The organism is Alcanivorax sp. VBW004, assembly GCF_009718865.1.
Taxonomy (GTDB): domain Bacteria; phylum Pseudomonadota; class Gammaproteobacteria; order Pseudomonadales; family Alcanivoracaceae; genus Alcanivorax.
Window position 1 is genome coordinate 1,054,046 of record NZ_WNHC01000001.1, and the last position, 12,334, is coordinate 1,066,379.

Below are 12,334 nucleotides of genomic sequence, written 5' to 3' on the forward strand. Positions count from 1 at the left end.
GTTATTTCTCCGCCAACAGGTCTTCGATTTCATCCAATAGGCCTGACACCAGTTTTTCCTTGGTGCGGATCTGCTTAAGGATATCGCTGGGTGCTAAATGCTCTGCATCTTTTTGCTTGGCAGGATTTTTGGCTGATAGGTCATAGTCTTCAGCCAATTTACTGGCGGAAACAGTCCACGAACATTCGGTGGTTTCGCGGCTGCTGTACAGCTCAACAAACTCTTTTAGGTGGTCGTCGGTGATTGGTTTATTTTTTGTGAGCTTTTGCTCGGGGTCGCATTCATAATACCACACATCGCTGGTGCCGCCGCTGCGCTCAAAAAACAGCACGTTGGTTTTAACGCCCGAGTACGGCAAAAATACCCCTGCGGGCAGGCTTAAGATGGTGTGCAGGTTAAAGTTTTCCAGCAGCTCTTTTTTCACTTGCTTAAAGGCGCTGTTGGTTTGGAATAGAACGCCTTCTGGCACTACGATGGCTGCTTTGCCGCCACTTTTTAAGGTTTTCATAAAGTGCTGTAAAAACAGCAGCTCGGTGGCGTTACTCTGGATAGGGAAGTTTTGCTGGATTTGCGACTTTTCTTTACCACCAAATGGCGGGTTAGCGAGAATAATGTTGTAACGATCGTTTTCCTGAATATCGCGGATATTCTGGGTCAGGGTATTGCCACGGAACAGGTTGGGTGATTCGATGCCATGCAAAATCATGTTCATCATACCCATCACATAAGCCAGCGAGGTTTTTTCAAAGCCGAAGAAGGTATCGCGCTGAACAAAATCCCACTGCTCGGTGGAGAGCTGGTTCTTTTTGCTTTTCAGGTGCTCAAAGGCTTCCACCAGAAACCCACAGGAACCGGCGGCCGCGTCGTAAATCGTCTCGCCGGGTTTCGGGTCAATGGCCTGCACCATGGCGCGCACCACGGGGCGCGGGGTATAAAACTCACCGGCATAGCCACCGGCATCGCCCATGTTTTGCAGTAAGCCTTCATACACCAGCGAGAGTTCAAACAGATCAGATTCGGACTGGAAGTTCAGGCTATCCACAATATCCAGAACTTCACGCAGGGTATGGCCGGAAGCGACCTTGTTATCCAGGTACTGAAAAATTGCGCCAATTTTGTAGGTAAAGGATTTTGGATCTGCTCCCGTTGCGGCGGCGTTGGCAAAGCCTTTCAGGTAGGGGAATAGCTGATTGTTGACATAATCGGTGAGGTCATCCCCAGTCTTTGCCTGTGACAGGTCCAACTTGCCATCTGCTGTTTTAGGACAAGCCCAGCTTGCCCAGCGATGCTCGTCATCTAATACGGGCTGATAGTCTTTGCCGGACAATACGGCTTCATCTTCTTTTTCCGACTCGTAATCATCGAGAAACTTCAGGAACAAGACCCAGGATGTCTGCTCTGTGTAATGCATGGCACCACTGATGCCATCGTCGCGGCGCAGAATGTCGGTAATGCGGTCAATTTTCTGTTGTAGCGACATGCTTAGAGTTTCCCGATAATAAAATTGTACATATTGGTGATGTCTTCACTAATTTCACTAGGCTCTATATTAGAAATAAATTCTTGAAACAATCCTTGGTTGAAACCTAGTGGTTCTTGCTCGATCTCTTCAATGAATGGCGATAATAAATCTTTCACATAATCAGATGGTAGTGATGCTAAGTGATTGTTATAAATGGGGTGTTTGTCTTTCTCTGAATTGTTTCCAGTTCTAACCCTTTTTCTTTCAAGTATTTTTTTGTGGCCATCATTATCTTCCTCAAGAAGATAATCACCATTGTGACAGTATTGAAGGTGTGCAGATTTAGGTAGCTTGTGGTTATTCACTACGGCAACGCAATCGCCCAATGCTGAACGTGAAAGGAGGTAATGCTTTATCTCTCGTCTCCGCCAACTTAGAACGTGGGCTCTTATGCCATTTTCACTTCTGACCTTTATGCCTTGGACGACTAGCGGAGACTGTTCTGTACCAATGCCCTCTATAGGTAGATTGTCTCTGTCGCAAACTAAATAAATGTCTTTCGTCTTGATGTCTAGGCCTTCGCAGAACTTAGTGAAGTTTTCGACCCACTTTACTTTTGATGCCGCAAATTCACAATTATGGTTATTCCAGTCGGAGCTGACCTTTGCTATTGCTATTTTGTCGAGAATCTCATCGACGTTCTCATTGTTCATGCTGAGATGGTGATTTGATCTTTTGTATAGTTCTTTAAAAATATACCAGTCGTTCCAATCATCTATGACAACTATTTTTTCATAATATGTGTAAGCCTTGAATTCTGATTTTTTTATATTTGAAAGCTGGGAAAGGCGTTTGATTAGCTCATGAGAGTCAGAAGGAAGGTGAACTTGTCCTCTATTCAAAACCCTAATATTTTCCACGCCTACGCAGTATATTGAATCTAACAAGTGCGTAGTCGATACTGTCTTTCCTTGTATTTTTTTAAGGCAAGACCAGAATTTTTCAACATTCTTAAAATGCAAATGCGAATCGGCTTCATCGAAAATGAATAAGGTATTATCGCTATCAAATAAGTCAATGATTGCGTACAAGAAGAGAATTTGAAACTCGCCATCACTAAGATCGCCTAGTTCTAGACCATCTTTAAGTAACAAAGAAGAGGCCTCTTTGTTTAGGAAATTCTCATTGTGGCAAGCCCGAATAAAAAAACCAACTTCAGGATCAAATTTACTGGAGAGATCATCTCCCTCCTCTACTCTTTCTGTGTCAAAGGATGTCGAGTGTATATTTTCAGGATAGAGGTCAAAAAGTTCTTTTTTAATAGGCTCATCGAAGTCATATCTTGATTTTACGCACGTTTCGATAAAGCTCTCTAATGTTCGGTGAAATGCAGTCTGTCTTACTGTTTCCATGTCTCCGCGAGCCTCTCTGTTCAAAGCATCCTGGACTTTTCGGACATATTGAGAGTCAACTCGAAACGCAATTTTGAGCGTGCTTGATTTGTCTAGGCCATCAACCTCTTCTATATAACCTGAGCTGGATAAAAACTGACGCACCATCCCTTTTTGTTTCAACGAGGTGGAAAGGAAAATAAGCAATCTAGACCAGGATTTGTCAAAATAAAAACACGAAAAATGCAGATTGTTTTCATCGGATTTTGTTTGGCGGAGGTGTTTTGAAAATTCGTTTGAGAATTTTTCATTTTGGCCAGATGAAAAGCATACAATCTTGTGGTCGACATAATCTTGTTCGGATAACTTCTGCGTGAAAATTGATTGCAGTATGCTCGACTTTCCCGATCCGTTTTCGCCAATCAAAGTGGTTACTTTGCCAAGAAATATGGTTTGTTGTTGATCATAAAGAGGGTTGGGGGATAATTTTAGTTTCATTTTAGCCCGCGTGATAAAGTTGCCGTTGTAGGTTTTTGAATGCTTTGAGTAGTTCGGCAGGTTTTCCGCCAAAAGCTGCGGAAGCGTCTCTGGTGGTGCCAATGCCTGATAGCTCAATCAACGCTGGCAGGCGCTCACGTGCCAATTCAGTAATGCCAGTTTTCTCGTAGCGATTCAGGACAAAATGCAGGAATTGTTTGGCCTTTGCCTGTTGGTACTGGTCGAAGAATGCGCTGTTGGATCGCACGACTTCTGCTCTGGATTTACGGGTGGCCATGGGTTGTTCAAAGGCTAAAAACGCCAGCAGATCGAACATGTCGCAGTCGTCGGCTTCGAACATCCGGCGCAGGGTCGAGAGCTGTTCTTTATCAAAGCCAGCCTGTACCAATTTAGCCAGGAGTTGTTCGCGCAGGTCTGGGTCTGACCAGATATCACGAAGCTCATCAATGCTTTTGAACAGGCCTGGCAGTTGTTGAATTAACCGCTCAACAAATTCCTGAATAGTGAGAGGTTTGCCATTTTCGTCGATATAACGGGTTTCAATATCGATGACCTTGAGCTCGCGGTGCTTCCCAAGTTTTACCTTTAACCTCGGGCGCGGCTCACCTGGCTCTGGTTCCAGCCCTTCGCCGTCTTCGGGCGGCTCTGCCGTGTAGGGTGGCGGTGTCGGTTCACGTGTTACGCCTGGCTCTGGCGCTTCGGGCTCGCCATCCCATTCCTCATCATAAAAGTTGTTGGTCGCACCCCGAAAATCGACGATGGTGAAGTAGTCCTTACCATCAAAAACTCGGGTGCCGCGCCCCACAATCTGTTTGAATTCCACCATCGAGCCGATGGTTCGATCCAGTACCACATTGCGGACATTGCGGGCATCGACACCGGTAGTGAGCATTTGTGATGAGGTAATAATGGTTGGGATGTCTTTGTCGTTATCCTGGAATTTTTCCAGCAGTTCCCGGCCGACCTTGCCTTCGTCGCTGGTGACCCGTACACAGTAATGCGGGTCTTTTACGGCTTTGTATTTATTAATCATGTCGCGCATGGTCAGCGCGTGGTTTTGGTTCTCACAAAAGACAATGGTTTTTTCCAGCGGGTTGATATTTTGTAAGATGGCTTTGGCGACCAGTTCTGTTCGTTCATCTACAATAATTTTGCGGTCGTAGTCTTCGACTTGATACAAATCCTGGCCAGATTCACCTTCGACGATCACGTCATCTTTGGTGAGCACTAATTCATCTAGATTGGTTCTAACTCGCTTAACTCGGTAGGGAGTCAAGAAGCCATCATTGATACCGTCTTTCAGTGAATAAACATATGCGGGTTGGCCAAAGTATTCATAGGTGTCCACATTGTCTGTTCGTTTCGGCGTAGCTGTTAAGCCCAAATGCACGGCGCTACTGAAGTGATCAAGTATGGCTCGCCAGGAGCCTGCTTCATTGGCAGCACCACGGTGACACTCATCAATCAACACCAGATCAAAGAAACCCTTGGGATAGGCTTTGTAGTAGCCATCAATGTTTTCTCGTTCCGCAATCGCCTGATAGATCGCGAAAAATATGTGTGCGTTGGTTGGCACCACACCATTGCGTTTACGTACTTCTTCTCCGTTGATTTTGATCAGGTCTTTTTCATAGGGGTTGAAGGTGTTAATGGCTTGGTCGGCCAGGATATTACGGTCAGCCAGAAACAGAACGCGTGGCCTACGTGAACCGGGATTATCTCGGTTCCAGCGTGCCTGAAATACCTTATGAACAATTTGAAAGGCGATGAAGGTTTTACCTGTGCCGGTGGCCAGTGTGAGCAAAATGCGGGATTTGCCTTGGCCGACGGCATCTGTTGCCGCATGAACTGCCAGCTCTTGATAGTAGCGTGGCTGCATGGCCCCTTCTAAATGGAAAGGGACGTTTCTTAACTCCTGACTTAAATCTGTTGTTTCTCCGGCATAACGCCTTTCCAGTTCAGCAGGCGTTGGGTAAAACTCAATGTAATCGCCTTTGCCTGTTTCCAGATCGAATTCGTAGGTTTGTTTACCGTTACTGGAATAGACGAAACGAACACGAAGCTTGCTCGCATAGTCGATGGCTTGTTGCAGGCCTTTGGTTGGATGCTCGGATTCTTTTTTGGCTTCTACTACGGCCAGATACCGATTGTCTTTGTGAAGCAAGTAATCTACGAAGCAACGTCGCCCACGTACCCCTCCGGCCATTTTTCTGCCGTCGGTGAAGTAATGCTCCCGAATGATATTACTCGGCTGCCAGTCTGCTGCCCGTAATGCAGGATCGATATAATTTGCTCGGGTATCTGCTTCAGATGCCATCAGGCCACTCCTTGGTCACTTGGGTTTGGCACCAACTCCAGCAGGTCGCCCACAGTGCAATCGAATAGTACGCAGATCTGTTCAATGGCTTCCAAATCCACTTTCTGGGCTGTCTCTTTATAGAGCAAGGTCACCGTGGCGCGGCTTAACCCCGTTTCTCTGGCAACGTCGGCAATACGCATCTTGTGCTCGCCCATCATGCGGGCGAGATGGCAGCGGATCATGGCTGTGCCTCTGGTACTTTTGTTTTAGGGATGAAGCCCGAGAGTACCATGACTTGTAAGAAGGGGTGACAATTTGTCAGTTTGACTTAGATTATGACGGGTGGGGTAGTGGTGGTTAGCTGAGGGGCGGACAAACTATGCCTGCATTATCACCATAGTTTGTCCAAAGCGGCCAAACTATGGTTACAGGAACACAGGAGGAAAACGAACGGGGAAATTGGTGGGCCCACCAGGACTTGAACCTGGGACCAATCGATTATGAGTCGACTGCTCTAACCAGCTGAGCTATAGGCCCTGAAGCGTTGTTCGGCGCTGAAACTTTGACGCCAGACGTGCCGCGCGTGTTATGCGGGCACGGATTATAACGTGTATTTGATTCCGGGAAAGGGAGTTCCTTTTTTATTATTGACCCGGACTGCATCGCAGCCCGGGTCGTGTCTTGCATCCGGCGTCTAGCGTCGGGCGTTCTTTACAGGTCGCCGTCGAGGAAGCTGCGCAGGTGTTCGCTGCGGCTCGGGTGGCGCAGTTTGCGCAGCGCCTTGGCTTCTATCTGACGGATACGCTCACGGGTTACGTCGAACTGTTTACCCACTTCCTCAAGGGTGTGGTCAGTGTTCATGTCGATGCCGAAGCGCATGCGCAGGACTTTGGCTTCACGGGCGGTCAGGTTGGCCAGCACATCACGGGTGGCTTCTTCCAGGCCCAGTGAGGTGGCAGAGTCCACCGGCGATTCCATGTTGCCGTCTTCGATAAAGTCGCCGAGGCTGGAATCTTCATCGTCACCAATGGGGGTTTCCATGGAGATCGGCTCTTTGGCGATCTTCAGTACTTTACGGACTTTGTCTTCCGGCATTTCCAGACGGACACCCAGTTCTTCCGGGGTCGGTTCGCGGCCCATTTCCTGCAGCATCTGACGTTGTACCCGGTTGATCTTGTTGATGGTCTCTATCATGTGTACCGGGATACGGATGGTGCGCGCCTGGTCGGCGATGGAACGGGTGATTGCCTGACGAATCCACCAGGTCGCATAGGTGGAGAACTTGTAACCACGGCGGTATTCGAACTTGTCCACGGCTTTCATCAGGCCGATGTTGCCTTCCTGAATCAGGTCGAGGAACTGCAGGCCGCGGTTGGTGTATTTCTTGGCGATGGAAATAACCAGACGCAGGTTGGCTTCCACCATTTCTTTCTTGGCGCGACGGGCTTTGGCTTCACCGATGGAGATGCGACGGTTGATTTCCTTGATGTCGCCCACGGGCAGGCCAATGATGTCTTCAATGGTGCCGATCTTGCGTTGGGCACGTTGAACATCTTCTTTGACTGCGCCGAGTTTGTCGGCGATGGCTTTGCCTTTTTTGGTTTTCAGCTGGCCATCGATCCAGTCCATGTTGGTTTCGTTGCCAGGGAATACCTTGATGAAATCCTTGCGATCCATGCCGCCGCGGCGAATGGTGGCGGACATGATTTGACGCTCGAATTTACGCACCAGGTCCAGGTTGTCACGGGCACCGACCAGCATGCCGTCGAAAATGCGCGGAACCAGTTTGAACAGGGTGAAGTGTTCGGCCAGGGCTTCCAGAGCCTTGGCACTGGAGGCGTGATCGCGACCGTTGCGCTTGAGTGAGCGCTCGGCTTTTTCGTGCAGTTTTTTCAGCGTCTCGAAACGCTCTGCCGCCAGAACAGGATCCAGGCCGCCTTCATCTTCTTCTTCATCGTCGTCGCTGTCTTTGTCGTCAGTGCCTTCTTCCTTGGCTTTCTCTTTGGCCTTGGCTTTTTCTTCCGCCGCTTTCTTGGCTTTTTCGGCGAAGGCAGGATCCCGGTTGACGTTGGTTGCCGCAGCGCCATCGTCGTTGGGATCCAGGTAACCGGCAATGATGTCGGTGAGCTTGCGCTCTTCGTTTTCCACGCGGGCGTATTCGTCGATCACCATGTCGACGGCGCCGGGCCAGAAGGCGAGGGCGTGCAGGACTTCACGGGTGCCTTCTTCGATACGCTTGGCAATTTCGATTTCGCCTTCGCGTGTCAGTAGCTCCACGGTACCCATTTCGCGCATGTACATGCGCACCGGGTCGGTGGTGCGGCCGGGTTCGTTTTCTACGGAGGCGAGCACGGCAGCGGCTTCTTCGGCGGCGACTTCGTCGGTGCTGTCGGCGCTCTCATCGATCGTCAACTGATCGGCATCGGCGGCTTTTTCCACCACGGTGATGCCCATGTCGTTGATCATCTGAATGATGTCTTCCACTTGATCAGTGTCGGTAATGGAATCCGGCAAGTGGTCATTCACTTCGGCGTAGGTAAGGTAGCCCTGTTCCTTACCCAGTGCGATCAACTGCTTCAGCTGAGATTGTTGCTGCTGCTTTTGAGTCGTCATGCAATAAAGCCCGTAACGTCGTGCTGGAAGCTTGCGCTGGCCAGCGTGATGGTGGCGTGGGAAAACGGCGTATTATACCGGGATGTGGGGGCTACGGCCAGTCAATGCAACCCTGGGGGTGTTGCATGGGCCGGCCTAGTCGAAGGGTTTGCGGGCGTGCTGGCGCGCTTCGGCCAGGGCTTTGTGCAGTGCCTGCCAGTGTGCCGGGTCAGGCATGCCGGCCTGTTCCACTTCCAGCAGGGCGGCCTCCAGCCGGGTCACTTCCAGCTGTGACAGGGCATCCAGCCATAGCCGGGTGGCCATTTCTTCGGCCATGGGCGGCTTGAGGCTGGCCTTGAGCAGGCGAGACAGGGTTTCGCCCTGCTCCAGCGCCATCAGGGCGCCAAGCAGCGCGGCGGCGCTGTGGTTCTGTCGGCACAGGCCGGCTACCTGGACCAGCAGGTCGATATGCGGCAGCGGGAGGGTATCGATGCCCTCGGGCAGCGGGTGTTGGTCAATCAGTGAAGGGTAATCCAGCAGCACCAACACCAGGCGCTCAGCCAGGGTGAGCGGGCCTTTGCGGCCGCTGTTCTGGCGTGGGTTGGGGCGCGTGCGATTGGGGCTGTCGCCGTTGAAGCCGGCATTGCCCTGGTTGCCGTCGTCCGCAAAGCCGAAGTCTTCCGGGTAGGGCATGCCAGGGTCGTCCTCCGCCGGCGGATAGCCTGCGTCTTCGTAGCCGTACGCGCTGGCATCCTGAGGGGGCTCTGAGGGGGCGGGGGGGGCTGTTGGGCGAGGCGCCGCCGGGGCGGGTTTGAGCTGGATCAGCGATTCCTTGTCCAGCCGGGTAAGGCGACTGAGCTCTTCGGTAAGCAGGGCGCGGTAAACCGGGCCGGCGGGTTTGTCCAGGAATGGCAGGGCCAGTCGGGCCAGCCGGGCACGGCCGTCCACGGTGTCCAGGTCGAGCCCTTCGGACAGGTGCCGGAACAGGTAAGTGGACAGGGCGTCGGCCTTGTCAGTAAGTGCTCGCAACGCCTCGGGGCCTTGCTGGCGCACGAGTGTGTCCGGGTCCTCGCCGTCTGGCAGGAACAGGAAGCGCACTTGTTTGCCGTCATCCAGCGCCGGCAACAGGGATTCGAGAGCCCGCCAGGCGGCGCGGACGCCGGCCTTGTCGCCGTCGAAACAGAGAATCACTTCGTTGACCTGGCGAAACAGTTTGCGGGCGTGATCTTCGGTGGTGGCAGTGCCCAGGGTGGCGACCACATTGGGGACGCCGTGCTGGGTCAGGGCGATCACGTCCATGTAGCCTTCCACCACATAGAGACGGTCACTGCGGTCGCGGCTCTGGCGCCATTCCCACAGCCCGTAAAGCTCCTGGCCCTTGTGGAAAACGGGGGTTTCCGGGCTGTTCAGGTATTTCGGTTTGCCGTCGCCGAGCACCCGGCCACCGAAGCCGATGGTGCGCCCGCGGCTATCGCGGATCGGGAAGATGATGCGATCGCGGAATTTGTCGTAGGTGCGGCCGGTGTCGTCCTTGCGTACCAGCAGCCCGCCGGTGAGGGCGTGCTCCAGGCTGGTTTCGGTGAGTGACAGGCCGTTGATCAAATTATCGTAACCGGGTGGTGCAAACCCAATCGCGAATTTTTTTGCAATTTCGCCGCTCAATCCCCGATTTTTAAGGTAATTCACTGCTTTTTGCCGCTCTGGCGCCTGGCGCAGCTGCTGCGCGTAGAACTTTTCGGCGCGGCTGAGCAGGTCGTAGAGCGATTGTAGCCGGTCCTTCTTTTGCCGGTCGGCGGCGGTTTCCGGCCGGGATTCGGGCACTTCCATGCCGGCCCGGCTGGCCAGCTGTTTGACTGCCTCCGGGAAACTCAGATGCTCGTATTCCATCAGGAAGCCCACCGCATTGCCGGAGGCGCCGCAACCGAAGCAATAATAGAACTGCTTGTCTGGAGCCACGGTGAAGGAGGGCGTTTTTTCCTGGTGGAAGGGGCAGCAGGCGCTGTAGTTGCGGCCGGTTTTTTTCAGGGGCACGCGGGCATCAATCAGCTCTACCAGGTCGGTACGGGCCAACAGATCATGTGTGAAATTTTCCGGAATGCGTGCCATATAAGGGTCTGTTAAGTGATCTCAATCGCCCTGCCGAATCCTGGCCAGGCGTTCGTGCGCAACGGTTAAGTGGACTGATAGCAAAAAAACGGCGTGGCTGGACGTGTGCCCCGTCGAACAGGTTCAGAAAAACTCTTCCGGCACAGCAGCAATAGTAGTGTAGACAGGCCGGGTGGTTTCTGCCAGAAAGGGACGGTATTCAACCAGAAACTGGGGCGTTGTGACAGAGTCGACGGGCTGCTGGATTTGATACCGGGTTGCTGTTGTTGCGCAACAATTTATGCACGATGTTAAGGCTGACATCACTGGCAGAACTGAATTCATGCGTGAATAATGCAATGACGTCACCACAATAAAGGGTAGGGCCATGGCAGAAGGAAGTGCAGTGGCTATTCAGGCGTATTTGAACCTGAATGGGGTCGTATGGAAGTTGATGGAGGATGGTTCTCTGGTTCCGTTGGAACCTGGAGAAGCGGTTCTTCCCGATGTCCCCTTGCTGGAATTTCCGGAGAGCAGCAGCCCGGAAGCCGATCTGGCGTCCTCTTCAAGCCAGTCCTCTCTGGCATCTTTCTTCACCAATGTTTCCCGCGATGGTGCAGGTGATATCCCGGCTTCCGGGTACCAGACCCGTGGCGTGGCCGATGCCGGGGATCATTCCCGTGATACCAGGCAGGGTCCGCCCCCGGACCTGCTTCCCAATGATGCCGCTATCAGTATCCAGATTCAGGATGGCGGCGATGGTTACGTAAACCGTTTTGAGCAGGATGCGGTGGATCTGGTGGGCACGACCACCGATATTCTCGATGACACCGTGGTGAATGTGATTGTTCTGGATGGCCAGGGCGGTTCCGTGACCTTTACGGCCGTGGTGCAGGATGGCCGTTTCTCGGTGCCCGATGCAGACCTGAGTTCACTGGCAGAAGGGCCGCTCACCGCGGTCGCTACCTATCAGGACCCTTACGGCAACCGGGTTACCGGCACCGACGACAGCATCAAGGATACGCTGGCCAGTGGTGTGGATGTGGAAACCGCCACCGGCACTGATGATGTGGTCAATGCGGTGGAAGCGGTGGATAACACCCTTAGCGGTACCTTTGCCGATGTGCAGGCGGGAGCCGACGTGGAGGTGACTGTCAGCGGCGCCGGGCACGCGGATCTGGTATTGACCGCCACGCTGGATGCCAGTGGCAACTGGTCGATTCCCGATGTGGATCTGGACGTGTTCGACGACGGTACGCTAACCCTCACCGCCAGCACCGTGGACCAGGCCGGCAATCCGGCGACCATCACCGATACCGTGGACATGGATACCCAGGCGGCCATCACCGCCGAGTTTGTCGATGCGGTGCAGCCGGATGGCGTGGGCGGTTATTTGAATGCCGCGGAAGGCCAGATGGTCGGTTTCACCGGCACGGTCACGGAGGTTGAAGATGGCCAGACGGTGACTCTGGTCATCACTGATGAAGCCGGCGACAGTCTTACCTTTACTGCCCAGGTCAGCGGTGGCGCCTGGCAGCTCGACAATCAGGACCTGTCTTCACTGGCGCCTGGTGAGCTGACGCTGGAAGCCAGCGTGGAAGACGTGGCCGGCAACCCGGCGACCGCCAGCGACACCATTATTTACGATCCCGTCGCCGAAATTCCGCGTCCGATTACGTCCGATGTGGGACGCATTCTGAATGCCGCTGAAGTCGCCGACGTGGACTTCAATGGCCGGGTCAACGACGTGGAACCCGGCCGTGAGCTGGACATCGTCATCGAGGACGGCAACGGCAACAGTGCCAGCGGTTCCGCAACGGTGCAGTCTGATGGCAGCTGGTCTCTCACCGGTGTAGATGTGACCGGGCTGGAGGAGGGCCTGCTGACGTTATCGGTGACCACCACGGATCTGGCCGGTAACGAAGCCACCCGTGAGACCTTTTATTTAACGACCTGACCGCCGAGTTCGTCGATGAGCAGACCCCGGATGGTGTCGACGGCTACTAC

At 53.0% G+C, this 12,334-nt stretch carries 7 protein-coding genes and 1 tRNA gene; 1 reads left to right on the forward strand and 7 read right to left on the reverse strand.

All coding sequences use genetic code 11. The features are described 5' to 3' along the window. Nucleotide 1: 1 nt before the first annotated feature. From F1529_RS04770 to dnaG, 7 genes are all read right to left on the reverse strand, one after another. Nucleotides 2-1,480 carry an N-6 DNA methylase gene (locus tag F1529_RS04770; protein ID WP_155132535.1) on the reverse strand — a complete coding sequence of 493 codons (1,479 nt, stop codon included), beginning with the start codon at nucleotides 1,478-1,480 and terminating at the stop codon, nucleotides 2-4. A 2-nt stretch (nucleotides 1,481-1,482) separates the two neighbouring features. Continuing rightward, nucleotides 1,483-3,468, reverse strand: a complete 1,986-nt coding sequence (locus tag F1529_RS04775) for an ATP-binding cassette domain-containing protein (protein WP_155132538.1) — start codon at nucleotides 3,466-3,468, stop codon at nucleotides 1,483-1,485. Beyond that, the gene (hsdR, locus tag F1529_RS04780; RefSeq protein WP_155132541.1) at nucleotides 3,353-5,668 is read right to left on the reverse strand and encodes an EcoAI/FtnUII family type I restriction enzme subunit R; all 2,316 of its coding nucleotides are present in this window, start codon (nucleotides 5,666-5,668) and stop codon (nucleotides 3,353-3,355) included. Before hsdR ends, F1529_RS04775 begins: the two co-directional genes overlap by 116 nt. Then, a complete protein-coding gene (locus F1529_RS04785) occupies nucleotides 5,668-5,892 on the reverse strand; it encodes a helix-turn-helix transcriptional regulator (protein WP_093472777.1) in 225 nt (74 codons plus the stop codon). Before F1529_RS04785 ends, hsdR begins: the two co-directional genes overlap by 1 nt. A gap of 218 nt (nucleotides 5,893-6,110) precedes the next feature. Next, nucleotides 6,111-6,187 (reverse strand) — tRNA-Ile (locus F1529_RS04790). Nucleotides 6,188-6,361: 174 nt separating this feature from the next. After that, nucleotides 6,362-8,263 (reverse strand): RNA polymerase sigma factor RpoD, encoded by a 1,902-nt coding sequence (gene rpoD / locus F1529_RS04795; protein ID WP_007151383.1) that lies wholly within the window; start codon nucleotides 8,261-8,263, stop codon nucleotides 6,362-6,364. 135 nt (nucleotides 8,264-8,398) lie between these two features. Further along, the gene (gene dnaG / locus F1529_RS04800) at nucleotides 8,399-10,348 is read right to left on the reverse strand and encodes a DNA primase (protein ID WP_155132544.1); all 1,950 of its coding nucleotides are present in this window, start codon (nucleotides 10,346-10,348) and stop codon (nucleotides 8,399-8,401) included. A gap of 367 nt (nucleotides 10,349-10,715) precedes the next feature. Here dnaG and F1529_RS04805 point away from each other — a divergent pair, with 367 nt between their 5' ends. Further along, nucleotides 10,716-12,284 (forward strand): Ig-like domain-containing protein, encoded by a 1,569-nt coding sequence (locus tag F1529_RS04805; protein ID WP_155132547.1) that lies wholly within the window; start codon nucleotides 10,716-10,718, stop codon nucleotides 12,282-12,284. The last annotated feature ends 50 nt before the right edge of the window (nucleotides 12,285-12,334 follow it).